The organism is Paraburkholderia sp. SECH2 (assembly GCF_030464795.1).
GTDB lineage: Bacteria > Pseudomonadota > Gammaproteobacteria > Burkholderiales > Burkholderiaceae > Paraburkholderia > Paraburkholderia aspalathi.
This window is the reverse complement of record NZ_JALPRH010000002.1, coordinates 342,062-368,728: the sequence shown is the minus strand read 5'-3', so window position 1 is coordinate 368,728 and position 26,667 is coordinate 342,062. Positions and strand designations below refer to the sequence as shown.

Below are 26,667 nucleotides of genomic sequence, written 5' to 3'. Positions count from 1 at the left end.
CTCAACGGTGCGCTGCATCAATCGTGGGAATGATCCATCGCGCATCGGTGCTCGGTGGTGCCGAGATCGACTTGCAGCGTAGCGTGCTGCATCGAAAAACGTTCGCGCAGAGTGACGACGATGGCGTCGATCGACTCGTCGCCGGGGTGACCTGCCGGCATCACCAGATGCGCGCTAAGCGCGTTGCCGGTAGTCGACAAGGCCCAGACGTGCAGGTCGTGCACGTCGGTCACGCCGGGCTGTCCGGCGAGATAGTCGCGGATGTCCTGCAGGCTGACGCCGGGCGGCACGGCGTCGAGCGCCATGCGCACCGAATCGCGCAGCAGCCCCCACGTGCCAACCACCACCACCGCGACCACGAAGAGGCTCATCACCGGGTCGAGCCACGTCCAGTTGGTGTAGAGAATCACGAGGCCGCTGATCGCGACCGCGGCCGAGATAGCAGCGTCCGCGGCCATATGCAGGAACGCGCCGCGAATGTTCAGATCTTCCTTCTGGCCGCGCATGAAGAGCCACGCCGAGAAGCCGTTCACGACCACGCCGACCGTCGCGACGACGAACACCACCAGTCCCGCGACGGGTGCCGGATTCATCAGGCGTCCGATTGCCTCGGCGACGATCACGCCGCACGCGAACAACAGCAGCCCCGCGTTGGCGAGTGACGCCAGGATCGACGAACTGCCATAGCCGAAGGTATAGCGTGCTGACGGACGACGCGCGACCAGCCAGGTTGCGCCCCAGGCGAGCAGCAGGCCGAGCACGTCGGAGAGATTGTGGCCGGCGTCGGCGAGCAGCGCGGTGGAATGCGCGATCACGCCGTAGACGGCTTGAACCACCACGATTGCTACGTTCAGCCCGACGGCGAGTGCGAACGCGCGGCCGTGGCCTGGGGCGGGTGCGTGGGCGTGGCTGTGGCCGCTGTGGTTGTGGCTGTGGCCGGCGTGGCTGCCGTGGGCGTGGTCGCTGTGACTATGGTCGGCATGACTGCCGTGATTGTGCCCGGCGTGGCTGCTATGACCGTCGACGCTGTGGCTGTGGTCCGCGCCGTGATCATGCGCGCCCTGCTCACGAATACCGTGCGTGCTTGCCTCGCGCTCATGCGCTTCGTGTCCCTGCGTGCCGTGCCCCTGCAAGCCGCTCGCACGTGCATCGTCAGCATCCGGGCGCCCTGCGCCGTGCCGAAGCTCGCCCTGATCGCGAGCATCGCCGCCCTTCCCCTCGCCTTGCGCATCTTCCCCATCGATGCCATCGAATTCCCCCTCGAGCCACACCGGCGCGTGATCGTCCTCGCGCTCTTCGGCGGCCCGGTTCGATGTGGTAACTTTCTTCATGACGGGTCCAAAGAAAATTCGCCGGCCGGCTCAGCGACATGCTCGAGCATGCCGGCCAGCATCGCGCTGATGTGGCGATCGGCGGCAAGATAGAACACCTGCTTGCCCTGCCGCTCTGCGCGCACGATCCGCGCCGCGCGCAGCAGCCGCAAATGGTGGCTCACCAGCGACGGCGACAGCCCCAGCCCCTCCGCAATCGCGCCGACCGCGCGCCGCTCGTCGACGCACGCGAGCACGATGCGCAAACGCGTCGGATCGCCAAGCAGGCGAAACAGGTCGGCCAGCGGCACGATCGTCTCCACCGGGCGGTCTTCGACGCTGACGGGTGAGATAGCGGAAGCCATGGCAAGCGGCATCATTGACATACATATGAACAGGTATTCATATGTTACAGATATCGGGACAACAGGTCAATTTGGAGAGCGGCCCGGCGAGTGTGGGAAAATGCGGCCTCTGCCTCACCCGAATGCCACCCCTCCGTCATGCAACAAGTATTTGACCGCGCCTTCGCGGCGCATCGTGACGGCCGCCTCGACGACGCCGAACGCGGCTACCGCGCGACGCTCGACGGCAACCCCGTGCACGTCGATGCGTTGCACCTGCTGGGCGTCCTGCGCCACCAGCAGGGTCAGCACGCCGAAGCCGCCGAGCTCGTGCGGCGCGCGGTGAACCTGCGCCCGGAAGACGCCGCGCTGCAGCTGAACCTCGGCAATGCGCTGAAGGCGCTCGGCCAGATCGACGACGCCATCGAACAGTTCCGCAATGCGCTGACGCTTGCGCCGTCTTTCCCGATGGCGCATTACAACCTGGGCAATGCGTACGCGTCGGTGGGCCGCCACGAAGACGCCGCCGACGCCTTCGAGAAGTCGCTGCGCCTGCAACCGAACGACCCGTCTTCGCATAACAATCTCGGCAATGCATTGCACGCGCTCGGCCGGCATACGGAGGCGATCGCGTCGTTCCAGCGCGCGCTCGAACTGCGCCCTGGGCATGCGGGTGCGCTCAACAACATGGGCATGTCGCTGAACGCGCTCGACCGTGCGGACGAGGCGATCCCGCGATTTCGGGCCGCACTGGCAGCCGAACCGCGCTTCGTCGCCGCGCACTTCAATCTCGCCAATACGCTCGACGCCACCGGCCGCCACGCGGAAGCGGTTGCCTCTTTCCAGACAGCGCTCGCCCTGCAGCCGAACCTGCCGCCCACCATCTTCGGGCTCGGCAACGCGCTCGCGGCGCTGGGACACCATGCGCAAGCGCTGCCGTATCTCGAACGCGCGGTGGGTCTCGATCCGCAGTTCGCGCTTGCATGGCTGAGTCTCGGCACCGCACACCAGGCACTGGGCGCGCATGCCGCTGCAGTGCGGGCCTTCGATCAGGCGCTGCGCTTGCGCCCCGATCTCGCCTCCGCGCACATGAACCGCGCGCTTGCCTGGCTCGCGTTGCGCGATTTCGCGCGTGGGCTGCCGGAATACGAATGGCGGCTGCAAACCACCGCGCATCCGGTCATTCAGACGTTGCCGCGCTGGCACGGCGAGCCGATTGAACAACGCACGCTCCTCGTTCATGCCGAACAGGGTTTCGGCGATACACTGCAATTCGTCCGCTTCGTGCCGCTGGTCGCGCAGCGCGCCGCGCGCGTTGTACTCGAAGTGCAGCCGCAACTGCTGCCGCTGCTTGCACCGGCCGCGCAAGCGTGGCGCGTGACGCTGATCGCCCAGGGCACACCGCGTCCAGCGGCGGATCTGCAATGCCCGCTGCTGAGCTTGCCGCTCGCGCTCGGCACAACCTACGACACGATTCCCGACCGCACGCCCTACCTCAGCGCACCGCCGGCTTACGGCCGCAAATGGCGCGGCTCGCTCGGCGGTCACGCAAAGCGCAAGATCGGCATCGCGTGGTCAGGACGCATCCAGCAGAACGAAACCCGTTCGATGCCGCTCGCCGCGCTCGCTCCGCTTTTCGCGCTCGAAGGGATCGACTGGATCGTGCTGCAACCTGAACTGAGCGCCGAGGAACACGCGGCGCTCGACGCGCATCCGCATGCGGCGTCGATTCATCGCTTCGATAAGCGGATCGGCGATTTTGCGGATACCGCGGCGATCATCGAGCGGCTCGACGCGGTCGTGTCGATCGATACGTCGATCGCTCACCTGGCCGGCGCCCTGAAAAAACCGCTATGGCTGATGCTGCCGTTCGCTGCGGATTGGCGCTGGTTCGTCGGCGAGTCGCGCAGTCCGTGGTATCCGGGCGCAACGCTGTTGCGCCAGCCGCAACCCGGCGAATGGGGCGACGTGGTGGAGGCAGTGGCTAACGAATTGCGCCGCGGCTAACTGGGCCGGATTCAGCGAATTCGGTGCCGACGCAACGCTCAAGAAAAAACCCCGCGCTCTCACGAGCGCGGGGTTTTTGTTTGTCCGGGTGAACGGTGACGCTTAAGCCGCGCGATACTGATTGCGCGACTCCGGCGTGCGATACAGCACCAGCGTCGCGATCAGTCCGCAAATCGCCGCCACGCCCAGGAACAGGCCAGGCGCGGCCTTGTTGCCGGTGGTGTGAATCAGCAAGGTGGAGATGGCCGGCGTGAAGCCGCCGATCGTCGTAGCCAGGCTGTAGGCCAGCGAGAAGCCGGCGGTCCGCACTTCGACCGGCATCACTTCGGTCAGCGCCACCACCATCGCTCCGTTGTAGCTGCCGTACAGGAACGACAACCACAGCTCGACTGCCAGAAGGCGAGCAAACGACGGGTCGGCGACCAGCCATTGCAGCGCCGGGTATGCGGTGATGATCGTCAGGATCGTGAAGGCGATCAGCACCGGACGGCGGCCGACGCGATCCGACAACGCGCCCGCGAGCGGCAGCCAGATCAGGTTTGACAAACCGATACAGACGGTGACGACGAGCGTATCGATCGACGACAGCTTCAGCACTTCCTTGCCGAAGGTCGGCGTGTAGGCCGTGATCATGTAGAACGACACGGTGGTCATGATGACCATGCCCATACCGCCCAGCACGATGCCCCAGTTCGCGGCCATCGTCTTCATGATCTCGCCCATGCTCGGACGATGCTTGCGCGCCTTGAACTCCTCGGTTTCCTGCAACGAACGACGGATCAGGAACAGGAACGGCACGATCAGGCAGCCGATCAGGAACGGCACGCGCCAGCCCCAGGCGGTCATCTGGTCAGCCGGCAGCACCTTGTTGAGCACCACGCCGATCAACGCGGCGAACACCACGGCAACCTGCTGGCTGCCCGACTGCCATGCGCAATAGAAGCCCTTGTTGCCCTTAGTGGCGATCTCCGACAGATAGACCGACACGCCGCCCAGTTCGACCCCGGCGGAGAAGCCTTGCAGCAGCCGGCCGCCCAGCACTAACACGGGCGCTAGCACGCCGATGGTCGCGTAGCCTGGTATCGACGCGACCGTGAGGGTACCGAGCGCCATCAGGCCGAGAGTGAGGATCAGGCCTTTGCGCCGGCCGTGATGGTCGATGTAAGCACCCAGCACGATTGCGCCAAGCGGCCGCATCAGGAAGCCCGCGCCGAATACCGACAGCGACAGCATCAGCGAGGCAAATTCGTTACCGCTCGGGAAATAGGTCTTGGCAATCGCGGACGCGTAATAGCCGTAGACCATGAAGTCGTACATCTCAAGAAAGTTGCCGCTGACCACGCGGAAAACTGTCTTGAACTTGGATTCTTCGGATGAGGAAGTGGCGTGTGACGCAGTAGACATGACATTCTCTGATAAGCCTGTCGCCACGCAGACGGGCGGCGCTCAGGCAGTTGAAACGATCCACTGCGTTCGGCAAGCGGATGCCGCGGGCAACTCAATTATTAGAACGCGCCGGGGGCGCTGCATTTTCATGCTGAACACATTTGCATGGTATCAGGGTAAACGTTGTGAAATACCGGGAACCCGCAACACGTAATGTTACCGTTCCTGGCGCTGTCGCGTATTCCATACATTTTCATTACAGTCAACATCTGCTCACCCTTGCGGTAGACTTTTCGCAGACAGGCCATTCCCGTTGACCACCATCCCGATGCAAACCTCCCACGCACTTTCACTGCGCCCTGCGACCCTCGCGGATGCGGCGCTGATCGCCTCGATTCATAGCGCCAGCTGGCAGGCGACCTATCGCGGCCTGCTGCCGGACGCGTTCCTCGACGGCGAGGTGACGCGGGAGCGCGCCGCCTATTGGGAAGCGCGCCTGCGCGCACCGGGCGGCGAACGCCGCATCGTGCTGATCGCCGAGCTCGCGGACGAGCCGATCGGTTTTGTCTGCGTCGAACGACAGCCGGAGTCCGCGTGGGGTGTCCTGCTCGACAACCTGCATGCGCTGCCTGGGCACCAGGGCATCGGCGCTGGCAAGCTGTTGATGCGTGCTGCCGAAGACTGGGCGCGCGCGCAAGGCGAAACGCAGTTGTATCTCTACGTGCTCGAAGGCAACACACCGGCGATCGGCTTTTATGAACGGCAAGGCTGGCAGTTCGTCGGCGCCGAACCGGATCATATGGGCGGCGTGGATATTACTGCGTTGCGCTATGTGTACCGGCTGGATCGATGAGGTACGTGCGCCTGGTTTGATCGTCATCCAACGCGGGGCGCAAAAAAACAAAACCCCACGCTCCGAAAAACGTGGGGTTGATCAGCGGTCTGAGCCCGGCCCTTCATGGCCGGGCTTTTTTACGCTCTTACGCCTACTTCTGTGTCGGCAATCCGAACTCGGTTTGCCGCTGCAACTGCATCACTTCGCCCTGTACCTGACGCAACTGCGCCTGTGCCTTTTCCTTTTCCGCGCGCAGCGCCGCCGCCTCGCCTTGCGCCTGCCGCTGGTAGTCGTTGACCTTGGCCTGCTGCGTGCGCGCGACATCGAGATCGGCCTGCAAGCGCTTCGCGCGTTCTTCCGATAACGCGATGATGTCTTCGATATACGCCTTCTGCGCCCGCAACTGCGTACGGCGAATCTCGACGTCCGCGAGTTGCGCCGTCTGCTGGACGAAACCTGCATAGACCGCTTCGGCACGGCCTACGTCTTCCGACTTGATTACGCGCCAGAAATGTTTGTCCTGAAAAAGCGCGACGTAGTACGTCATTTCCTGCGGATAGAAAAACAGACTCGCGCCGTAGCTGCCGTTATATGTGGTGCGCAATTCGCTCAGCTTCGCTTCGTGAATCATCTGCATCAGTTCGGCGACGTTGCCTTGCGCATCGCTGACGTTAGCCGGTGTGGCGGATGCTGCGCTACGCAGCGCAGCAGCGACCGGTTGCGGCGTGAGCGTGTTGATGGCCGGCCGCGTGCCGACGAGAGGCGCGGTTTCGTCGCTTTGCGCTGCCAGTACGAAACCACCATGCTGCAACAGCGCACACGAGGCCGCGAGCAACATGGCGCGCCGTACAATTAAGGGGTACTTCATACGTGCATGCTCCATGCAAATCCAAAACAGCCTTGGATTATCGCGCGGATTAGCCGTCAAGCGAAGCATTCAAGTGTCTCGCTGACGGACTTTAAATCGAGATAAATCGATAACGAATGATTTGGCCGGATGGACGTATCCGTCGCGAAATAAAAGATTTCAGATAAGACAAAAACGCAACGATTTGACTCGCGCATGACGTCGTGCAGACGTTTCCCAATCTGCATGGCGTTCGCGCGAATCCAACATCAAGAAGAGCAGAAATATGGAGATAGGTAGCGCGACAACGAGCCGCCGCCGAACATGGCAGCGGCTCGTGACTATCGTGCTTGAAAGACCGGACGCGAAACTCGAAAGCGCAGCTTAAAGGCGAGCCCTTAAAACCGCGTTTCGCGCGCCACCCGCAGGAAGGTATCGAGCAACGGCGTGCAATCGAGCAGCTCCGGACCACCCGCGCGATGAAACTCCGGGTGCCACTGCACGCCCATCACAAACGGCGCACGTCGATAGCGCACAGCCTCGATGATGCCGTCCGACGCCGACACCGCCTCGATATTCAGATCGCGGCCAATGGTCTTGACCGCCTGATGGTGAATCGAGTTGACGATCGCCTCGCGCCGGCCCGGGAACATATTGGCCAGCGTCGAGCCATCCGGGAAATGAATGCTGTGCCGATGCTGATCGTAGTTCTCGTTGACGTGCGCGCCGGCAGTCGGCACATCAGTGGCGATGTCCTGGTACAAGGTGCCGCCGAACGCCACATTGATCAACTGGCAACCACGGCACACGCCGAGCACCGGCTTGCCCGACTCGATGAACTCATGCAGCAGCTCAAGTTCGTACATGTCACGCACGCGGTCGCCCGGCCACTCAGGACTCGTTGCCTGTTCCGCGTACGATTGCGGCGAGACGTCCGCGCCGCCTTGCAGCAGCAGACCGTCGAGATGCTTCGCGTAGTCGCGCAAGCGGATATTGCTCGGGTGCAGCATGCCCTGATGGCCGACCGTCGGAATCATGAACACCAGTACATCGCGCGACATCACCCAGTGCGCAATCGATTCCTCGAGGTATTGCAGCGTCTTGCCTCGAAGTCCCTTCGCGCCCGGTTCCGGGTGAAAGATACGCGCCGACACGCCGATGCGCAGCGTGCGCTGCGTGATCCGTTGACCCGCGCGATCGAACAGCTGACGCGCGCGCGCCGCGATGATGCGGCCGAACACGGTCCACGCCGAATCGCTTTGCTTCAGATAGCGCGGCGGCGAAGGCGGCAACGCATTCGGCGGCGGCGGGTTCGTTGCGGTGAAGTCAGGCGCGGCGCCGAAACCCGGCGGCGGCGAGCCGGCTCGACGGGCGCCAGCGGCCGCTTCTTCCGCTTTCTCCTCGTTTGCGGTGAGGGCAGCTTCGTCGGCCGGAGCGCTCAATTCACCGGCGAGCGGTTCGCTGCTCCCGAGCGTGCTGGGGCGTGTAACGGGACTCTTGTAGACCTGTCCCGCCTTGCGTGCCGCGCGCTCGTGAACCTCGGCCTCCTGCTGAGCAGTCGATGCAGCCGCTGAACTGCGTGCTTCAGCCGCGTCGCGTTGCCGCGCCGTTTGCGCATCGGTGGGGGTGACGGTGGATGCGCTGTCAGGGTCGTCGGTCGACGATCTCGCCGCGGCCTCCTCGGCAGCAGGCGATGCAGCCGACGGCGTGACTACGTCCTTGATCGGCGACTGGATGGAATCTTCGTGGGAAAGCGGTAACGTGACCGCCGGCTCAGGCGGCAAGACGTCGGACTTCGACGCGCCGGGAGTTGCGCCGGACGGTGTTGACGACGTCGAGGGCGTTGGCGTCGCCGAAGGCGACGATGGGCTGCCGGGCTTACCGGCGTTTTCAGGTTTGTTTTCGCTCATGACAGTCAGACAGGCGCCTTCCACGCGAACGAATGAATATGCCCTGATTATCCGCTAGCGCGGCAAGCCCGGCAAACCCGCACACAATTGCTCACATTGTTGCGATTCAAGACACAGATCGTCTAACTTAGGGATCCGGCTGTTCTTCGAGCGTTTCGCGCAGGGCGATCTGCATTGCCGCGTGGATTTTCACGCACCAGCGCCACACCAGCGCCAACAGTAACGCAGCGCACACCAGCACCACGGTCAGGAGGCCCGTCGGCGGCAAGATGCTGCTGGAGAGCGCCGCGACCAGCAAAAACACGCCGACCATCGAGACCACCGGCACCAGATCGGAGATCGCGTAACGAATCGCACTGGTGAAACGTCCCGCCGTCGCCGGCTGTACGCTCACTTCGGCGAGCAGCAACGCAAGCGACTTGGTCTTGCGATAGACCGCGACCAGGAACGGCATCGACAGCACCAGCGCGATGCTCCACAGCACGACGCGCTGCATCGGCTCGGAGCTCACCCAGTGCGCGAGCAAGGTGCTGGTGTGAGGCGCGCTATACGACACGATCAGGAAGATCGCTGCGACCAGCGCGAGATTGACGGCGATCTGCAGAATGATCCGCCGCGTCATGCTGAACAGCGTCGGCTCGCCGGTTCCCGTGCTCAAACTACGTAGCCACTGCCCGTACATGCCGAACACGTTGACGAGCGTACGTGGCATCGCCTGCCCGAGACGCTGCGTCAGCGGATCGGCGGCACGAATTAGATATGGCGTGAAAAGCGTGGTCAACGCGGAGACGGCCACCGCGATCGGATACAGAAACGCGCTCGTCACCTTCAAGGTGAGACCGAGCGACGCGATGATGAACGAGAACTCGCCGATCTGCGAAACGGTCATGCCGACCCGCATCGCCGTGCGCCCATCCTTGCCCGCGAGAAAAGTGCCGAGTCCGCACGACACGATCTTGCCGATGATCACCGCCACCGTAATCACCGCAATCGGCCAGGCATAGTCGACCAACACGGCCGGGTTCAGCATCAGGCCGATCGTCACGAAGAAGATCGCGGAAAAGGCGTCGCGCAGCGGCGCGATCAGATGCTCGATCCGATGCAGATGGCGCGACTCGGCCATGATCGCGCCGATCAGGAACGCGCCGAGCGCAATGCTGTAATCGAGCTTCACCACCAGCAGACAGAAGCCGAAGCAGAAGCCGAGCACCGAGACCAGTAGCATCTCGTCGCTCTTGGCGCGCGCCACGTAGTTCAACGCGCGCGGCACGAGCAGAATGCCCACCACCAACGACACCGTCATGAAGAGCAACAACTTGCCAAGTGTCACGACGGCGACGCCCGCGCTCAACTGCCCTGTCTGCGCGATGCCGGAGAGCAGCACCAGCATCGCGATGGCGAGAATATCCTCGACGATCAGAATCCCGAACACCAGTTGCGCGAAGCTCTCGCGCTTCAGGCCCAGTTCGGAGAGCGCCTTGACGATGATGGTCGTCGACGAGATCGCGAGAATCGCGCCGAGGAACAGCGAGTCCATCGAACTCCAGCCGAACGCGCTGCCAATCTCGTAGCCGATCCATAGCATCAGCACGATTTCGGAGAGCGCCGCGACGATCGCCGTCGCGCCGACCTTGAACAGCTTGCGCAGGCTGAATTCGAGTCCGAGCGAAAACATCAGGAACACCACGCCGAGTTCACCGAGCGTCTGGATGGTCTGCTCGTCGTGGATCAGCTGGAACGGCGGCGTGTACGGCCCGATGATCACGCCCGCGGCGATATAGCCCAGCACCACCGGCTGCTTCAGGCGATGGAACAGCACGGTGACGACGCCGGCGAGCGCCATCACGACCGCCAGATCCTGAATGAAGCCGATGCCGTGATGCATGGATATGTCCCTTACAAAAAGTAATGTCTCAAAAACGCAGTGTAACGTACTCGTGCGGCGCACCAAATCGCGCAAAAGCCGAAAGGACGTGGGGTTGGCCGGATCGCTAACCTTACGGCGGGGCCGTTGACCCGAAACTTTTTTGACACGCTGGACACCAGTGAAATATCACAATAATATTTGCTGCATATTTTCTTGGGAGTCGAGTGATGCAGGTGTCCTTCAATGTTGTAGATCGTTCCGGCGACAGTCGCGCCGATATCGTCGAAGTGAATCGTCTGACGATCGCCGGCTGGGCCGGGCGCGATCAGGCAGCGATCGAGCATCACATCGCCGAACTGGCAGAGCTCGGCGTGAAGCGGCCGTCTACCACGCCCTGCTTCTACCGCCTCGGCGCCGAACTGCTGACACAGGCCGAACAGATCGACGTGGTGGGCGTGAAGTCGAGCGGTGAAGCAGAGTGCGTGCTGGTGCGCTCGAAAGCGGGGCTACTTGTCACCGTCGGCTCCGACCATACCGACCGCGAAGTCGAGGCTTATGGCGTCACGGTCTCCAAACAGGTTTGCCCGAAACCGGTCGCACGCGACGCATGGCGTTTCGACGATGTCGCCGGTCACTGGGATCAACTCGAACTGCGCGCCTTCGCGGTGACAAAGAACGGCGAGCGACGCGTCTATCAGCAAGGCAGCGTCGCGTCGCTGCTGCCGGCCGCCGATCTGCTGGAACGCGCACCCGTGGCAGAAGGCGCCGCGATGTTCTGCGGCACGCTGGCGGTACAAGGCGGCATCGTCGGGATGGCCGACGGCGACGCGCTCGAACTCGAACTGCACGACCCCGTCCTGAACCGCACGCTGCGCCACGCTTACCGCGTGCACGCGTTACCTATCGTCGAATGAGGCACCCATGAATCCCCCTTCGCTATCCGCCGACGCCGATGCGTCTTCCGACGCGTGGCTCGAAGCCGCCGCTCTGCGCAAGATCACCTGGCGCATCATGCCGTTCCTGTTTCTCGTCTACGTGTTGTCGTACCTGGACCGCGTCAACATCGGTTACGCGAAGCTGCAGTTCACCGGCGACCTCGGCCTTTCGAACGCGGCGTACGGACTCGGCGCGGGGATCTTTTTCTTCGGCTATTTCGTGTTCGAAGTGCCGAGCAATCTGCTGTTGAAGAAGTTCGGCGCGCGCGCCACCATCGCCCGCATCACGATGCTGTGGGGGCTGCTGTCGTGTCTGATGATGTTCGTACGCTCGGAAACGATGTTCTACGTGCTGCGCTTTTTCCTCGGCGTCGCCGAGGCCGGGCTGGTGCCGGGCGTGGTGCTGTATCTGACCTTCTGGTTTCCGTCCGACCGGCGCGCGCGGATGGTCGCCGTGTTCATGGCGGCAATTCCGGTGGCAGGGATCATCGGCGCGCCGTTGTCGGGCTTTCTGATGTCGGCGCTGCATGAAGCGCACGGCTTGCGCGGCTGGCAGTGGATGTTCCTGATCGAAGGAATTCCGTCGATCCTCGCCGGCTTCTGGGCGCTCGCCGTGTTGCGCAACACGCCCGGCGAAGCCGCCTGGCTCACCGACGACGAAAAGCGCGTGATCCTCGGCCGCCTCTCGCGCGAAAACACGGCGGCGGCAGCGGCCGGCGCCGAACAGAGCCTGGCGGTTGCGTTGCGCTCGGGCCGCTTCTGGCTGCTGACGCTGATCTACTTCTGCCTCGTCACCGGCAATGCGGGTTTTTCGTTCTGGCTGCCGCAGATCGTCAAGGACCTCGGCGTCACGAATCTCGTCACGAACGGCTTCGTCACCGCGATTCCCTATCTCGCGGCGGGCATCGGCATGATCCTGATCGGCCGCTCGTCGGATATCACGGGCGAACGACGCTGGCATTACGCCGTATGCTGCTTCATCGGCGCGGCGGGCCTGCTCGGCAGCGCCTCGGTGACCAACTCGATTCCGCTCGCCGTCACCGGTTTGTCGATCGCCTATATCGGCATTCTGGCGGGCTTCGGCATCTTCTGGTCGATGTCCACTACGTTCCTGCAAGGCACCGCGGCCGTGGCCGGCATCGCCGTGATCAACTCGATTGCGAATCTGGCCGGCTATGTGAGCCCGTATGTGCTCGGCATCGTGAAGGATGCGACGCATAGCGTGACCTTCGGGCTGGTGCTGATCGCGGGAGCATTGATCGTCGGCGGGCTGGTCACGTTGATGATGCCGCGCGTCAAGGTGCAACATGCCGCGGCGGTGACGCCGAGGAGCGCCTGACACGCCAGGATTTCCGTGATTGCTGTGACGTGTGAGAACTAACTACGCGTCATGCGCAAACGGCGCCGGTGAGCAAACGCCCACCCGGCGCCGTCCGCGCAAAACCTTGCTCTACAATGCGGACGACACCGCCCGCACCTTCTTCACATGACGCTTTTGCAGACTGCCCGCCGTTCCAGTGCCCCCCGCGAAACCGCCTCGGCGAGTCTCGCCGAGCAGGCCTATGCCTTCGTCAAGCGCGAGATCATCACGATGCGTTTGCGGCCGAGCGAGGTGCTCAACGAAGCGGAATTGATGGTGCTGACGGGCATCGGCAGAACACCGGTACATCAGGCGCTGCACCGGCTGGTGCACGAAGGCATGCTCACCATCATGCCGAGAAAGGGCATCATGGTCCGGCCGGTTTCGCTCGACGACGTGCTGGCGATCATCGACGTGCGGCTCGTCAACGAAAGCTACTGCGTCGAGCTGGCCGCGCGCCATGCGCAGCAACACGATTTCGACGCGATGCAGGCCTTGCTGGACCGCTCGTCGGTGTGCGTCGCCGCGCATGATATCGAGGGCATGATGGATATCGACCGCGAGTTTCATCTGGCGATTTCGGCGGCGTCGCGCAACCCGGTGCTGGCCGACATTCTGCGTGGGCTGCATGAACGCTCGCTGCGCTTCTGGTTCATTTCTCTGTCCGAGCCGCATCATCTCGAAGACGTCCACGAAGAACATCTGGAGCTGTTTCGCCTGCTGCGCGAACGCGATGCCGAAGGCGCCCGCCAATCGGTGCAAAAGCATATCGAAGCGTTCCGCGCGACATTATTCAACCGGATTTGACTGACCCCGAACGCGGGCCCGGCTGCGCAGTCAGCGGGAACCCGCTACAAAGTGAACTCAAGCTAACCGCGCATTTAACCGCGCATCTAACCTGGTCCTTCCCGACATCATGGCCACCGAATTCACGCCCTTCCCGCCGCTAGCCCAGCTTGCCGCCGACCTCGCCGCGGGCCGCACCACCAGCCGCGCGCTCGTTGAAACCGCGCTCGAACGGATCGCCGATCCGGCGGGCCAGGGTGCGGTCGCCTTCATGCACGTCGACGCCGACAGCGCCCGCGCCGCCGCCGATGCGCACGACCGCCTGCGCGCCGCCGGCACCGTGCTCTCGCCGCTTGCCGGGATTCCGGTGTCGGTCAAAGACCTGTTCGATATCGAAGGCCAGCCGACCCGAGCGGGTTCCGTGGTGCTGGCCGACGCGCCCGCCGCCAAGGCGGACGCGGTCGCGGTTGCGCGCCTGAAACGGGCGGGCGCGGTAATCGTCGGGCGTACCAACATGAGCGAGTTCGCGTTTTCCGGGCTCGGCCTGAACCCGCACTACGGACATCCGCTGTCGCCGTATCAGCGCGGCGTGAAGGGCGACGAGCGGATTTCGGGCGGCTCCTCCTCGGGGGCGGCGGCGTCGGTCGCGGACGGCATGGCCGCCGTCGCGCTCGGCACCGATACCGGTGGTTCGATCCGTATTCCGGCTGCGCTGTGCGGCCTGACAGGCTTCAAGCCGACCGCTGATCGCATTCCGAAGCAAGGCGGCGTACCGCTTTCTTCCACGCTGGATTCGTTCGGTCCGATCGGCGTCTCGGTGGCGTGCTGCGCGCTGGTCGACCGCATGCTGGCCGGGCTTGAGCCGCGCATTCCGGCGGCTCGGCCGCTCGAAGGCGTGCGCCTTGGCGTATTGACCAATTTCGTGACCGACGGCGTCGAGCCGGCAGTCGCCGCCGCGATCGATACTGCCCTCAAGCATCTGGAAGCGGCCGGTGCGATCGTCACGGAAGTGCGCTTCGCGCCGCTCGACCGTCTGCCCGAGATCAACCGCTTCGGCTTTTCGCCGATCGAAGCGTATGCATGGCACCGTCCGCTGCTGGAAAAGCACCGCGACCTATATGATCCGCGCGTGCTGGTGCGGATCCTGAAAGGCCAGCCGGCCAGCGCCGTCGACTATCTGGACCTGCTCGCCGAGCGCCAGGCCATGCTCGACGAAGCCGCGCGCACGCTGTGGCAGCGTTTCGACGCGGTCGTCGCACCGACCGTGCCGGTGGTGCCGCCGCGCGTAGCCGACCTGATCGACGACGATGAAGCTTTCGGCCGCACCAACGCGCTGATCCTGCGCAACCCGAGCGTGTTCAACTTCCTCGACACCTGCGCGCTGTCGCTGCCTTGCCATCTGCGCGGCGACGCGCCCGTCGGCCTGATGCTGGCAGGCGCACCGCACACCGACGACGCTTTGCTGGCCATCGGCCGCGGCGCCCAAGCGGTGCTCAACGCGATTCGCTGAGTGGGGGCGCTGAACGGGACACGGAGCAGACACCGAGCGAGGATTGCGCCTTAAAAGCGTGATAAGCGCCAGGGCGGGGGTTCGCGCTAGAATCGCGGGCACCTGCCCTTTCCGTTTCCAGACAGCCACACGACCCATGAATAACGACAATGCGATGCTGCGCCGCGAGCGCTCCCTGCTGGTTCTGCTTGGCCTGATCTGCGTCGGCCTCGTCGCCGGCGCGTTGTATCTGCAATACGGCTTGCACGAAGACCCGTGCCCGCTGTGCATCATCCAGCGCTATTTCTTCCTGCTGATCGCGATTTTTGCATTCCTCGGCGCACGCTTTAACAGCTGGCGCGGCGTGCGGCTGCTGGAAGTGCTGGCGGCCCTGTCGGCTCTGGGCGGCATCGTGACTGCCGCGCGGCACGTGTATGTGCAGGCCAATCCGGGCTTCAGCTGTGGCTTTGACGCGCTGCAGCCGGTGGTCGACAGCTTGCCGCCCGCGCAGTGGCTGCCCGGCGTCTTCAAGGTGGCAGGCCTCTGCGAAACGGCCTATCCGCCGATTCTCGGCCTGTCGCTGCCCACCTGGTCGCTGGTGGCTTTCGTCGTCGCTTTCGTGCCGCTGGCGCTGAGCCTGATCAAGAATCGCCGCCGGATCGCCTGAACCGGCTGTTCCAGCCGCTCCGATCGGAATAGCCGGCCTCACGCCGACCTTTGCCCCGCCTGCCAGGGCGGTTCGAAGGCCGGCGTTTTCACATCTGCTCCGGCCCCGTAAATACAGCCAGCCCCTCTTTCCGGCCGCCCGCGAGTCAGCACCCGGCCTCCGTCATTCTCCGCGCTGCCCCATCCTGCCTCGTTTTCCCCGTTCCGCCACGCTTTAAGCAACTTCCCACCGCGGCGCGAATCGTATTAATTACATGACCGCTTCCGAATAAGCTTCATGCGGGTTGGGAAATCTTTTCGGGACAAGGTAATGCTATCTTCGGAACTGGATGGCGATCTACGTGCGCGAGGCCGGCTTTGGCGCGACCCCATGCGTAACGCGCGCCCGGTCCGCACTGTCTTTCGGATTCGCCATGACAACGCAAACCATCCGCTTTTATCACCAGGGGTCCGTCCGTGAGGTCGCGGGCGTCCCGGCGACGCGCACCGTGCTGCAGCACCTGCGCGAGGATTTGCATTGCACGGGCACCAAGGAAGGCTGCGCGGAAGGCGACTGCGGCGCCTGCACGGTGGTCATCGGCGAACTGGATGCACAAGGCGGGCTCGCGCTGAAAGCGGTCAACGCCTGTATTCAGTTCCTGCCGACGCTGGACGGCAAAGCCCTTTTCACCGTCGAAGACCTGCGCGCCGCCGACGGCGCCCTGCACCCCGTCCAACAGGCCATGGTCGATTGCCACGGCTCGCAGTGCGGTTTCTGCACCCCCGGCTTCGTGATGTCGATGTGGGCGCTGTATGAAAACCAGCCGGCCGCCGCCGGCCTGCCCACCCGCGATGAGATCAACGCCGCGCTGTCCGGCAATCTGTGCCGCTGTACCGGCTACCGGCCGATCGTCGACGCGTCGCAGAAGATGTTCGACTACCCGCAATACCCACGCGTGACGCTGGACCGCAAAGCGGTCGCCGACAAGCTGCGTGAGATCCAACGCCGCGACACCTTCGAGTACAGCGCGCCCGATACGCGCGGCACTGCGTTCGGCTCGCCCACGTTCCATGCACCGGTCTCGCTCGACGCGTTCGCCAAACTGCGCGCCGAGCATCCACAAGCGCGCCTGCTGGCAGGCAGCACCGACGTCGGCCTCTGGGTCACCAAGCAGTTCCGCGATCTCGGCGACATCCTGTACATCGGCAACGTCGCCGAATTGAAGACGATCGAACGCGATGCGCAGACGCTGACGATCGGCGCCGCCGTCACGCTCGAAGACGCCTACGCGGCGCTCGCCGCCGATTACCCCGAACTGGCCGAACTGTGGACGCGCTTTGCGTCGCTGCCGATCCGCAATGCCGGCACGCTCGGCGGCAACGTCGCGAACGGCTCGCCAATCGGTGATTCGATGCCTGCGCTGCTCGCGCTCGACGCCGAAGTCGTGTTGCGCCACGGCGCCAAAACCCGCGCGCTGAAACTCGACGCCTTCTACCTCGGCTATCAGAAAACCGCCCTCGCGGCAGGCGAATTCGTTGCGGCGCTGCGCGTGCCGCGTCCGGCCCGCGATCTGCGCTTCCGCACGTACAAAGTGTCAAAGCGTTACGATCAGGACATCTCCGCGGTGTGCGCCGCATTCGCGCTGCACATCGGCGAAGACGGCACGATCAGGGACGCCCGCATCGCGTTCGGCGGCATGGCCGCGACGCCCAAACGCGCCGCGCAAACCGAGGCCGCGCTGATTGGCGCGACATGGAACGAAAGCACCACGCGGCAAGCGATGAACGCACTCGTCGCCGATTACCAGCCGCTCACCGACATGCGCGCCTCGAGCGCCTATCGACTGAAGGTGGCGCGCAATGTGTTGTGGCGCTTCCACCTCGAAACGCGCGATGACGCGCCGCTCGCCCTCTTCGACGTGAATGCGTTCGCGTACGAAGCCGGCGCGCCCGACGCGGCCGTTGCGAAGGAGTCGTCGTGATGAACCGGACCGATGCTTTCGTCGAACATGCTGCGCAGCAGGCTGACAAGCACGCCGCCGCTCAGGAGAGCGAGACGGCGATCGGCATCTCCTTGCCGCATGAATCAGCCGCGCTGCATGTGAGCGGCGAAGCCACCTACACCGACGACGTCCCCGAATTGCAAGGCACGCTGCACGCGGCGCTTGGGCTGTCGCGGCATGCGCACGCGAGGATCGTGTCGCTCGATCTGGACGCTGTCAGAAAAGCGCCTGGCGTGATCGCCGTGCTGACCGCCGAAGACATCCCTGGCGAGAACAATTGCGGACCTGTGCTGCACGACGATCCGATTCTCGCTGTAGACGAAGTGCTGTATCTCGGCCAACCGGTGTTCGCGGTGATCGCCGAGAGTCATGAGCTCGCGCGGCGCGCCGCAGCGCTGGCCAAAAGCGATGACGTCGTGCGATATGAGCCGCTCGAGGTCATCCTCACGCCAGCCGAAGCAAAGGCGAATAAGCAATTCGTCCTGCCGCCGCTCCATCTGAGGCGCGGCGAACCCGATGCGAAAATCGCCGCCGCGCCGCATAAGATCCGCGGCACGTTCGAAGTCGGCGGCCAGGAACAGTTTTATCTCGAAGGCCAGATCGCGTACGCCGTGCCGAAGGAAATGGACGGCATGCTCGTCTACAGCTCGACGCAGCATCCGAGCGAAATGCAGCAGGTCGTCGCGCATATGCTCGGCTGGCCGGCGCACAACGTCGTGTGCGAATGCCGGCGGATGGGCGGCGGATTCGGCGGCAAGGAATCGCAATCGGCGGTGTTCGCGTGCGTGGCATCGCTGGCGGCAAAACTGCTGCGCCGGCCGGTCAAACTGCGTGCCGACCGCGACGACGATTTCATGATCACCGGCAAGCGCCACGACGCGGTCTACGAATACGAAGCAGGCTTTGACGACAGCGGCCGCATTCTCGGCGCGCGCGTCGAAATCGCCTTGAGGGCCGGCTATTCCGCTGATTTGTCCGGTGCGGTCGCGACCCGTGCCGTCTGTCACTTCGACAACGCGTACTACCTGTCCGACGTCGACATCGTCGCGCTGTGCTGCAAGACGAATACGCAATCGAACACCGCGTTCCGCGGCTTCGGCGGCCCGCAAGGCGCACTGGTGATGGAAGTGATGCTCGACAGCATCGCACGTCAATTGCACTGCGATCCGCTCGACGTGCGGCTCGCCAACTACTACGGCATCGGCGAACGCGACACGACGCCGTACGGACAGCGCGTCGACGACAACATCATCGTGCCGCTAACGGATGAGTTGCTCGAAACCAGCGACTACCGCGCGCGCCGTGAAGCGATCGCCGCGTTCAATGCGAAAAGTCCGGTGCTAAAACGCGGTCTCGCGTTCTCGCCGGTGAAGTTCGGTATCTCGTTCAACGTGCCGTTTCTGAATCAGGCCGGCGCGCTGGTGCACGTGTACAAAGACGGTTCCGTACTCGTCAATCACGGCGGCACCGAAATGGGTCAGGGGCTGAACACGAAGGTCGCGCAAGTCGTCGCGAACCAGCTTGGCCTGCCGCTTTCCCGCGTGCGCGTGACGGCGACCGATACGTCGAAGATCGCCAACACCTCGGCGACCGCCGCCTCAACGGGCAGCGACCTGAACGGCAAAGCCGCCGAAGCCGCTGCGCGGACCATTCGCGACAGGCTTGCCACACTCGCGGCGAAGCAACTCGGCGGCAGCGCCGATGCAGTGGAATTCGCCAGCGGTGAAGTGTCGGTGAACGGCGGTGCGATGCCATTCGAGCAACTGGTCGCCGCCGCGTATCTGGCGCGCGTGCAGTTGTGGTCGGACGGGTTCTATACGACGCCGAAAGTGCACTGGGATGCGAAAACGCTGACCGGTCACCCGTTTTATTACTTTGCGTACGGTGCGGCCGTGTCGGAAGTGGTGATCGACACGCTGACCGGCGAATGGAAACTGGTGCGCGCGGACGTGTTGCACGACGCCGGCCAATCGATCAATCCGGCGATCGATCTCGGCCAGGTGGAAGGCGGCTTCATTCAGGGCATGGGCTGGCTCACCACCGAAGAATTGTGGTGGAACCGCGATGGCCGCCTGATGACGCACGCGCCGTCGACCTACAAGATTCCGGCCGTCAGCGATACGCCCGCGGCGTTCAATGTGCGGCTTTATCAGAATCAGAACGTCGAGCCGACCGTGTTTCACTCGAAAGCAGTAGGCGAGCCGCCACTGCTGCTGCCGTTCTCGGTATTCCTCGCGATTCGTGACGCGGTTGCGGCCGCGGTGCCGGGTGCGGAAAACGCGCCGCAGCTTCGCGCACCGGCGACACCCGAAGCGATTCTCGACGCGCTGGATGCTTTGCAATCGCCCGCGACGGCGACGGAACCCGCAACAGCACAGCCAACGGAACAAGCAACGGAAGCGACGGTGGGAGTCACAACCACAACCGCCACCACGCCGGTTTAGCAATTTGATGAAGCGTTGAACGACGTTAAGCAACTTAAAACCTGGGCCCGACGCGACACGAACGCGTTGCGCCACACTCAACCGGCCGCACGGACACCCCGTGCGGCCACGTATGGAGAACCGCCGGATGCAAGCCTGGCTACCTGACCTGCAACAACTGCTCGCGCACGGCGACGCCGCCGTGCTGGTGACGGTCGCACGCGTCGAAGGTTCGGCGCCCCGCGAAGCCGGCACCAAGATGATCGTCACGCGCGATTCGGCCAAGCACACGATCGGCGGCGGACACCTCGAATGGAAAGCCATCGAGACCGCGCGCCAGGTGCTGCGCGACGGCATGCGCTCGCCGCATATGCGCCGCCTCGAACGTTTCGCGCTTGGCCCCAGTCTCGGTCAGTGCTGCGGCGGCGCCGTGATTCTCGCCTTCGAGCGCCTCGACATCGGCGACCTCGGCTGGATCACCTCCCTCGCGAAACGCGTGGCCGCGGGCCTTTCGACGGTGCGTAGCGTATCATTCGGCCCCGCACCGGATGCGGTGATGCTGTCCGACCCCGAGCCGGGTGTCGATGCCTCCGACTGCCTGCTGTGGGACGGCGCCGGCTTCGACGACAGCGGCGCGCTGCTCACCGAGACCATCGCGCCAGGCGACTTCCAGGTCGTGCTGTTCGGCGCCGGTCACGTGGGCGCGGCGCTCGTTCGCGTGCTAGCCACGCTGCCTTGCACCGTGCGCTGGGTCGACGAGCGCGACGCGCAGTTTCCGCCCGTGGAAACGCTGCATGCGCCGAACGTAAAGATCGATCCGAACGATGCACCCGACGAAGCCATCGATAAGGCTGCGCCGCACACGTACTTCATCGTGATGACGCACAACCATGCGCTCGATCTCGAGTTGGCCGAGCGCATTCTGCGGCGTGGCGATTTCGCGTTCTTCGGCATGATCGGCTCGCACAGCAAGCGCAAGCAGTTCGAACATCGGCTGGCCGCGCGTGGCATCGATCCTTCGCAGATTGCACGGATGAAGTGCCCGCTCGGCGTCGACGGTATCGTCGACAAGTCGCCGGAGATCATTGCGATCTCCGCGGCGGCTCAAGTGTTGCAGGCAGTGGAGGCGAATGCGGGCGCGCACGCAGCGCAGACGGTCTGATTTGCCGCACAATCGACCTGCCGCCTCACAGCGATTGCATCCTGTCCTGCATCCCGCATCCGGCGCGAACCGACTCCAAACTAAATGCTGACCGACCATGAATACAACAACCGCTACCCCCACGGCACTCATTGAGAAAGCCGCTCGCGCCCCGAAGGCCGAGTTGCACATCCATATTGAAGGCTCGCTCGAACCCGAGCTGATCTTCGCGCTCGCCGAACGCAACGGCGTGAAGCTCGCGTACGAGTCGATCGAAGCGCTGCGCGCCGCGTATGCGTTCACCGATTTGCAATCGTTCCTCGACATCTACTACGCCGGCGCGAGCGTGCTGCTGCACGAGCAGGACTTCTACGACATGACGACGGCGTATGTCGAACGCTGCCTCGCCGATAACGTGATCCACAGCGAAATCTTCTTCGATCCGCAGACGCATACGGAACGTGGCGTGCCGATCGCGACCGTCGTCGCCGGCATTGATCGCGCGTTGGCCGATGCGGAAAAGCGCGGCATGACGAGCAAGCTGATTCTGTGTTTCCTGCGCCACCTATCGGAAGAAGACGCGCTCGCCACGTTCGAAGAAGCGCTGCCGCTGTTCGAGCAGTACAAGCATCGCCTGATCGGCGTGGGTCTCGATTCGTCCGAACGCGGCCATCCGCCTTCGAAGTTTGAACGCGTCTTCGCCAAGGCACGCGCGCTCGGTCTGAAACTGGTCGCGCATGCGGGCGAAGAAGGTCCGCCGTCGTATATCTACGAAGCGCTCGATCTGCTCAAAGTGGATCGCGTCGACCACGGCGTGCGCAGTATCGAAGATCCGGCGCTCGTCACGCGCCTCGCCGATTCGCGCGTCGCGCTGACCGTGTGTCCGTTGTCGAACCTCAAGCTCTGCGTGTTCGACGACATGACCAAGCACACGCTGAAGGACCTGCTCGATCGCGGCGTCGCCGTCACGGTGAATTCCGACGATCCGGCTTATTTCGGCGGTTACGTGAACGCCAACTATTTCGCCACGATCGACGCGTTGAAGCTCAACGATGCCGAGGTCTACACGATCATCCGCAACAGCTTCGAAGCGTCGTTCGTCACGCCCGAGCAACGCAGCGAACTGATCGCGAAGCTCGACGCGCACTGGCACCCAGGCGGCCCGCAATGACGGGCCAATGAATGGCAGCCGGCGGCGGCACGGGTTCGTTTCACACCTGGAATCAAGCCGCCGTCTGCGCTGTTTAGCTCCTCACAAATACGGAGACGGTTTTTCCATGACTCAACCGACACAATCAGCGTTCCGCGCACAACTGCTGACCTTCAACGGCGACCCTGCGCAATCGCCCAACGCGGCGGTCTTCAACGAGGACGGTTTGCTGATCATCGAAGACGGCCATGTCGTCGCGGCGGGCGCGTATGCAGCGCTCGCGTCTCAACTCGCGCCGGGCACCCATGTGCAGGAAATGCGCGACAAGCTGATCGTGCCGGGTTTCATCGATACGCACATCCATTACCCGCAGACCGACATGATCGCGTCGCCGGCGCCGGGTCTGCTGCCGTGGCTCGACACGTACACGTTCCCGACCGAGCGCCGTTTCACCGATCCGGCGTATGCGCGCGATACGGCGAGCTTCTTCGTCGAAGAACTGCTGGCTTGCGGCACGACCACCGCGCTCGTGTATTGCACGGTCCACAAGGAATCGGCCGACGCCCTCTTCACCGAGAGCGAAGCGCGCAATCTGCGCATGGTGGCCGGCAAGGTACTGATGGACCGCAACTGCCCCGAGTTTCTGCGCGACACCGCGCAATCGGGTTATGACGACAGCGCCGAGTTGATCGGCCGCTGGCACAACCGTGGCCGCCAGATGTACGCGCTCACGCCGCGTTTCGCGCCGACCTCGACCGAAGCGCAACTCGAAGCGTGCGGCGTGCTGGCGGGCAAGCATCCGGACATCTTCATCCAGAGCCACGTCGCCGAAAATACCGACGAAGTGAAATGGGTCGCCGATCTGTTCCCGGGCCACCGCAGCTATCTGGACATCTACGATCACTACGGCCTGCTGCGCCGCCGCGCGGTGTACGGCCATTGCATCTACCTCGACGAGGAAGACCGCAAGCGCATGGCGCAAACCGGCACGGTCGCCTCGCATTGCCCGACCTCGAACCTGTTCCTCGGTAGCGGCCTGTTCGACTTCGACAAGGCCGACGAAGCCGGCATGCCGATCGCGCTGGCAACCGACGTAGGCGGCGGCACCTCGTTCTCGATGCTGCAAACGATGAACGAAGCGCACAAGGTCGCGCGTCTGACGGGTCATCATCTGACGGCCACGCGGATGTTCTATCTCGCCACCGCAGGTGCCGCTGAAGCGCTCGATCTGGCCGACAAGGTCGGCACCCTGAAGCCGAAGTCGGAAGCCGATTTCGTCGTGCTCGATCCGCAAGCCACGCCGCTGCTCGCGCGCCGTACCGCACGCACCGAGTCGCTCGAAGAACTGCTGTTCGCGTTCGCGCTGCTCGGCGACGACCGCGCGATTTATGAAACGTATGCCGCGGGCAAGCGCGTGCATCGTCGCGACGGCGTGCGTCAGCATGCGCCGCGCGCGGCGAAGATCGCGGCCTGATTGGATCTGTGGGCTAACGCCTGAGCTAATTCAGGCGGTTGAATGAAAAACGGCGCTTCCTTGAGGAAGCGCCGTTTTCATTTGCCCGCACCGTGCAGTGCGATCAACGGTCAAGCGTGAGTGCACACGTCGTGCAACGCATTCAAGCGCCGCACCGGATCGGCGACATACGGATTCGACTCATCCCATGCATAACCCGCCAGCACCGCGCTGATCATGCGACGGATCGACGGCGTCTGGTCCGGATAGAAAATGATGTCCTGCAGCTCGCCCGTGTACCAGCGTTCGACAAACGCGCGGAAGGTATCGATCCCCTTACGCAACGGCACGTCGTAAGCAGCCGACCAGTCGACCTGCTCGCCATTGAGTTGCCGGCTCAACGTCTGCACCGCGAGATGCGCGGAACGCAACGCGATCGTTACGCCGGACGAGAACACCGGATCGAGAAATTCGCCCGCATTGCCGAGCAACGCGTAGCCGGGTCCATGCAAGCGCTCGACGTTCGCCGCGTATCCGCCGATATGACGCACCGGCATCAGAAACGGTGCATTGCCGATCAACGGCCCGAGTGTCGGCTCCTGCTGGATCAATGCCCGCAGTTTCGCGTCGCGCTCAGCTTCCGGCACGTCGAGGAAGCTGGCCTCCGCCACGCAACCCACCGACGAACGGCCACCCGCCAACGGAATCATCCAGAACCACACGTCGCGGCGCTCCGGGTGCGTCGCCACGCAGATCTTGTTGCGATCGGTCACGCCGACCGGAATGCCATCGCGTACGTGCGTAAAGATCGCGGCACGTGTCGGCATGCGCGTAGGCGCTTCGAGATTCAGCAAGCGTGGCAGCACGCGGCCGAAGCCACTCGCGTCGAACACGAAGTGCGCCTCCACTTCATACGCGCTTCCCGCTTCGTCGATCACGTCGAGTACCGGCTTGTTGCCATTCTCCCCGGTTTGCATCGCGCGCACCGTATGGCCGAAGCGCACGTCGGCGCCCTGCTGGGCCGCGCAGCGAATCAGAATATCGTCGAACACCGCGCGCTCGACCTGGTACGTGGTGCCCCACCCCGGCGAATGCTTGTCGCGGAAGTCGAACGCCGACGACCGGCCGCGGTGAATGAAATGCGCGCCGTTCTTGTACTGGAAACCGGCTTCGACCACCGCCTGCAGCATGCCCGCCTCTTCGAGGTAGGCCATGCTTTGCGGCAGCAGACTTTCGCCGATCGAGAAGCGCGGAAAATGCTGGCGCTCCAGCACCAGCACCGACCGGCCCGACCGGCGCAGGAGCGCCGCCGCGACTGCGCCTGCCGGACCCGCACCAATGATCGCTACGTCGACGGTTATGCGCTTTGACGAATGTGTACTCAAGGTTGCCTCAATCGTTTGCTTGCACTGAACAGCATTACGCTGCATCCTTACTTTTCGTTACAATTACGCTTCACAGCAAGAACAAATTTCGTCGGAGTCCAGCGTGTCGCCATCCGAAACATCCAGCGTGCCTTTCGTACCGGAAACGGCCTTCGGAATCTGGTTCCTGCGCACCTACACGTGGGAACATCACGTCCTGCGGGTCGCGATCAACGACCTCAAACGCCTGATCGACGCGCCCTTGCCCGCCGCGCCGGTGATCGTCGACGTCGGCTGCGGGCAAGGCATTTCATTTCACCTGCTTACCGACGCGTTCAAGCCGCGCCGCCTTGTCGGCGTCGATTTCCACGAACCATCGCTCGCGCTTGCCGCCAATGCAGCGCGCGCGTGCCGCGACAAGCTCGCCGATATCGACGTGCTGCACGGCGACTGCGCGCAATTGCCGCTGCCCGATGCCAGCGCCGACATCGTGTTCTGTCATCAAACCTTCCACCATCTCGTCGAGCAGGACCGCGCACTCGCCGAATTCCGCCGCGTGCTCAAACCGGGCGGCATCCTGCTGTTCGCTGAATCCACCGACGCGTACATCAAATCGTGGGTGATCCGGCTGCTGTTCCGTCACCCCATGCACGTGCAGAAAAGCGCCAACGGCTACCTCGACATGATCCGCCGCGGCGGTTTCCGCTTCGAGCAGCGCAACGTCTCGCTGCCGTATCTCTGGTGGAGCCGCGCGAAAGACTTCGGGCTCTTCGAGCGCCTCGGCCTGTACCACCCGCAACCTGGCAAGCGTCGTGAAACGCTGGTCAATGTCGCTGCAGTCAAGGCAGACTGAATTTCGCCAGTGCGGTGGTATACCCCCGCACTGGTAAGCATCACGACGTACTTATTTGCACGCTTGTTTGCACGCTCAACACCACTTCGGTGATCATTTGCCGCGCAGCGTCACCACATCGCCCTTCAGCGCCACACCAGCAATTACCGCGCCCGCGCCACACGTGAACTCCGTCGCGCTCTCACGCACTTCATTCTTGTAGTTGCTCTTGATGTTGATCACGGCGTTCCCGCCTTCCTTGCGCGCGCGTTCCTGCAACTCGATCACCGCTGAAAGGAACACGTGCTGGCACGCTGCCAGGTCGCTCTTGCCGAAGGCATTGGTCTTCTTGTTGGTCGCGAATTCACCGATCGTTTTGAGCACGGCCGGATGCTGCTGGCCCGCGAAGTACAGCGCGATGTCGTCACTGACCTTGCCCGGTTCGCTTTGCAGCGCCGGTGCAACCGGATAGTTATCAACCGTGTCGCGGGCAAAGGCCTGAGTAGCGCTCAGCGTGGCGAGCGAAGCGAACAGCGCGGCAAACAGCAGATTGCGTTTCATCGAGACTCCTGAGTGGTTT

At 63.6% G+C, this 26,667-nt stretch carries 21 protein-coding genes; 13 read left to right on the top strand and 8 right to left on the bottom strand.

What is annotated here, in order from left to right; all coding sequences use genetic code 11:
• Positions 1-17: 17 nt before the first annotated feature.
• A complete protein-coding gene (locus M0D66_RS06065; RefSeq protein ID WP_266209451.1) occupies positions 18-1,331 on the bottom strand; it encodes a cation diffusion facilitator family transporter in 1,314 nt (437 codons plus the stop codon).
• Positions 1,328-1,675, bottom strand: a complete 348-nt coding sequence (locus tag M0D66_RS06060; RefSeq protein ID WP_093639183.1) for a helix-turn-helix transcriptional regulator — start codon at positions 1,673-1,675, stop codon at positions 1,328-1,330. The genes M0D66_RS06065 and M0D66_RS06060 overlap by 4 nt, the downstream gene beginning before the upstream one ends.
• Positions 1,676-1,813: 138 nt before the next feature.
• Between M0D66_RS06060 and M0D66_RS06055 the strand changes: the two genes are divergently transcribed.
• A complete protein-coding gene (locus M0D66_RS06055) occupies positions 1,814-3,661 on the top strand; it encodes a tetratricopeptide repeat protein (protein WP_266209450.1) in 1,848 nt (615 codons plus the stop codon).
• Between the two features lie 102 nt (positions 3,662-3,763).
• Here M0D66_RS06055 and M0D66_RS06050 read toward each other — a convergent pair whose 3' ends face one another.
• Positions 3,764-5,065 carry an MFS transporter gene (locus tag M0D66_RS06050; protein WP_093639177.1) on the bottom strand — a complete coding sequence of 434 codons (1,302 nt, stop codon included), beginning with the start codon at positions 5,063-5,065 and terminating at the stop codon, positions 3,764-3,766.
• 310 nt (positions 5,066-5,375) lie between these two features.
• Here M0D66_RS06050 and M0D66_RS06045 point away from each other — a divergent pair, with 310 nt between their 5' ends.
• Positions 5,376-5,900, top strand: coding sequence for a GNAT family N-acetyltransferase (locus M0D66_RS06045; protein WP_093639174.1), 525 nt, complete (start codon positions 5,376-5,378; stop codon positions 5,898-5,900).
• A gap of 133 nt (positions 5,901-6,033) precedes the next feature.
• Here M0D66_RS06045 and M0D66_RS06040 read toward each other — a convergent pair whose 3' ends face one another.
• The 3 genes from M0D66_RS06040 to M0D66_RS06030 form a co-directional block, all read right to left on the bottom strand.
• A complete protein-coding gene (locus M0D66_RS06040; RefSeq protein ID WP_211702158.1) occupies positions 6,034-6,750 on the bottom strand; it encodes a DUF2968 domain-containing protein in 717 nt (238 codons plus the stop codon).
• Positions 6,751-7,127: 377 nt separating this feature from the next.
• Positions 7,128-8,639, bottom strand: coding sequence for a gamma-glutamyl-gamma-aminobutyrate hydrolase family protein (locus M0D66_RS06035; RefSeq protein ID WP_093639168.1), 1,512 nt, complete (start codon positions 8,637-8,639; stop codon positions 7,128-7,130).
• 127 nt (positions 8,640-8,766) lie between these two features.
• Positions 8,767-10,524, bottom strand: a complete 1,758-nt coding sequence (locus M0D66_RS06030) for a cation:proton antiporter (protein ID WP_266209449.1) — start codon at positions 10,522-10,524, stop codon at positions 8,767-8,769.
• A gap of 206 nt (positions 10,525-10,730) precedes the next feature.
• Between M0D66_RS06030 and M0D66_RS06025 the strand changes: the two genes are divergently transcribed.
• The 10 genes from M0D66_RS06025 (at position 10,731) to guaD (ending at position 23,912) form a co-directional block, all read left to right on the top strand.
• The gene (locus tag M0D66_RS06025; protein WP_266209448.1) at positions 10,731-11,420 is read left to right on the top strand and encodes a DUF2848 domain-containing protein; all 690 of its coding nucleotides are present in this window, start codon (positions 10,731-10,733) and stop codon (positions 11,418-11,420) included.
• Between the two features lie 7 nt (positions 11,421-11,427).
• Positions 11,428-12,780 (top strand): MFS transporter, encoded by a 1,353-nt coding sequence (locus tag M0D66_RS06020; protein ID WP_211702150.1) that lies wholly within the window; start codon positions 11,428-11,430, stop codon positions 12,778-12,780.
• A gap of 147 nt (positions 12,781-12,927) precedes the next feature.
• Positions 12,928-13,608: a GntR family transcriptional regulator gene (locus M0D66_RS06015; protein ID WP_054037259.1), complete on the top strand. Its 681-nt coding sequence runs from the start codon at positions 12,928-12,930 to the stop codon at positions 13,606-13,608.
• A 109-nt stretch (positions 13,609-13,717) separates the two neighbouring features.
• Positions 13,718-15,097, top strand: coding sequence for an amidase (locus M0D66_RS06010; RefSeq protein ID WP_200650567.1), 1,380 nt, complete (start codon positions 13,718-13,720; stop codon positions 15,095-15,097).
• 136 nt (positions 15,098-15,233) lie between these two features.
• A complete protein-coding gene (locus M0D66_RS06005) occupies positions 15,234-15,743 on the top strand; it encodes a disulfide bond formation protein B (RefSeq protein WP_093639150.1) in 510 nt (169 codons plus the stop codon).
• A 412-nt stretch (positions 15,744-16,155) separates the two neighbouring features.
• On the top strand, positions 16,156-17,703 hold the full coding sequence (gene xdhA / locus M0D66_RS06000; RefSeq protein WP_266209443.1) for a xanthine dehydrogenase small subunit: 1,548 nt from the start codon (positions 16,156-16,158) through the stop codon (positions 17,701-17,703).
• Positions 17,703-20,168, top strand: a complete 2,466-nt coding sequence (xdhB, locus tag M0D66_RS05995; RefSeq protein WP_266209441.1) for a xanthine dehydrogenase molybdopterin binding subunit — start codon at positions 17,703-17,705, stop codon at positions 20,166-20,168. Before xdhA ends, xdhB begins: the two co-directional genes overlap by 1 nt.
• 127 nt (positions 20,169-20,295) lie before the next feature.
• Complete coding sequence (gene xdhC / locus M0D66_RS05990; protein WP_266209439.1) at positions 20,296-21,309, top strand: xanthine dehydrogenase accessory protein XdhC; 1,014 nt, start codon at positions 20,296-20,298, stop codon at positions 21,307-21,309.
• A 97-nt stretch (positions 21,310-21,406) separates the two neighbouring features.
• Positions 21,407-22,459, top strand: a complete 1,053-nt coding sequence (locus M0D66_RS05985; protein WP_200650564.1) for an adenosine deaminase — start codon at positions 21,407-21,409, stop codon at positions 22,457-22,459.
• 106 nt (positions 22,460-22,565) lie between these two features.
• Positions 22,566-23,912, top strand: a complete 1,347-nt coding sequence (gene guaD / locus M0D66_RS05980; RefSeq protein ID WP_200650563.1) for a guanine deaminase — start codon at positions 22,566-22,568, stop codon at positions 23,910-23,912.
• A gap of 110 nt (positions 23,913-24,022) precedes the next feature.
• Here guaD and M0D66_RS05975 read toward each other — a convergent pair whose 3' ends face one another.
• Positions 24,023-25,276, bottom strand: a complete 1,254-nt coding sequence (locus M0D66_RS05975; RefSeq protein ID WP_266209435.1) for an NAD(P)/FAD-dependent oxidoreductase — start codon at positions 25,274-25,276, stop codon at positions 24,023-24,025.
• 103 nt (positions 25,277-25,379) lie between these two features.
• On the opposite strand from M0D66_RS05975, the gene M0D66_RS05970 reads away from it, so the two are divergent.
• A complete protein-coding gene (locus M0D66_RS05970) occupies positions 25,380-26,108 on the top strand; it encodes a class I SAM-dependent methyltransferase (protein ID WP_266209433.1) in 729 nt (242 codons plus the stop codon).
• A gap of 93 nt (positions 26,109-26,201) precedes the next feature.
• On the opposite strand, the gene M0D66_RS05965 is transcribed toward M0D66_RS05970, so the two are convergent.
• Complete coding sequence (locus M0D66_RS05965; protein ID WP_200618137.1) at positions 26,202-26,648, bottom strand: excinuclease ABC subunit A; 447 nt, start codon at positions 26,646-26,648, stop codon at positions 26,202-26,204.
• Positions 26,649-26,667 lie beyond the last annotated feature (19 nt).

Excerpts from the sequence above, each read along its gene's own strand:
- M0D66_RS06030 (WP_266209449.1), bottom strand. The coding sequence starts at position 10,524 with ATGCATCACGGCATCGGCTTCATTCAGGATCTGGCGGTCGTGATGGCG.
- xdhA (WP_266209443.1), top strand. The coding sequence starts at position 16,156 with ATGACAACGCAAACCATCCGCTTTTATCACCAGGGGTCCGTCCGTGAG.
- guaD (WP_200650563.1), top strand. The coding sequence starts at position 22,566 with ATGACTCAACCGACACAATCAGCGTTCCGCGCACAACTGCTGACCTTC.
- M0D66_RS05985 (WP_200650564.1), top strand. The coding sequence starts at position 21,407 with ATGAATACAACAACCGCTACCCCCACGGCACTCATTGAGAAAGCCGCT.
- M0D66_RS06045 (WP_093639174.1), top strand. The coding sequence starts at position 5,376 with ATGCAAACCTCCCACGCACTTTCACTGCGCCCTGCGACCCTCGCGGAT.
- M0D66_RS06010 (WP_200650567.1), top strand. The coding sequence starts at position 13,718 with ATGGCCACCGAATTCACGCCCTTCCCGCCGCTAGCCCAGCTTGCCGCC.
- M0D66_RS06050 (WP_093639177.1), bottom strand. The coding sequence starts at position 5,065 with ATGTCTACTGCGTCACACGCCACTTCCTCATCCGAAGAATCCAAGTTC.
- M0D66_RS06035 (WP_093639168.1), bottom strand. The coding sequence starts at position 8,639 with ATGAGCGAAAACAAACCTGAAAACGCCGGTAAGCCCGGCAGCCCATCG.
- M0D66_RS06005 (WP_093639150.1), top strand. The coding sequence starts at position 15,234 with ATGAATAACGACAATGCGATGCTGCGCCGCGAGCGCTCCCTGCTGGTT.
- M0D66_RS06065 (WP_266209451.1), bottom strand. The coding sequence starts at position 1,331 with ATGAAGAAAGTTACCACATCGAACCGGGCCGCCGAAGAGCGCGAGGAC.
- M0D66_RS06015 (WP_054037259.1), top strand. The coding sequence starts at position 12,928 with ATGACGCTTTTGCAGACTGCCCGCCGTTCCAGTGCCCCCCGCGAAACC.
- M0D66_RS06040 (WP_211702158.1), bottom strand. The coding sequence starts at position 6,750 with ATGAAGTACCCCTTAATTGTACGGCGCGCCATGTTGCTCGCGGCCTCG.
- xdhC (WP_266209439.1), top strand. The coding sequence starts at position 20,296 with ATGCAAGCCTGGCTACCTGACCTGCAACAACTGCTCGCGCACGGCGAC.
- xdhB (WP_266209441.1), top strand. The coding sequence starts at position 17,703 with ATGAACCGGACCGATGCTTTCGTCGAACATGCTGCGCAGCAGGCTGAC.
- M0D66_RS06055 (WP_266209450.1), top strand. The coding sequence starts at position 1,814 with ATGCAACAAGTATTTGACCGCGCCTTCGCGGCGCATCGTGACGGCCGC.
- M0D66_RS06060 (WP_093639183.1), bottom strand. The coding sequence starts at position 1,675 with ATGGCTTCCGCTATCTCACCCGTCAGCGTCGAAGACCGCCCGGTGGAG.
- M0D66_RS06020 (WP_211702150.1), top strand. The coding sequence starts at position 11,428 with ATGAATCCCCCTTCGCTATCCGCCGACGCCGATGCGTCTTCCGACGCG.
- M0D66_RS05965 (WP_200618137.1), bottom strand. The coding sequence starts at position 26,648 with ATGAAACGCAATCTGCTGTTTGCCGCGCTGTTCGCTTCGCTCGCCACG.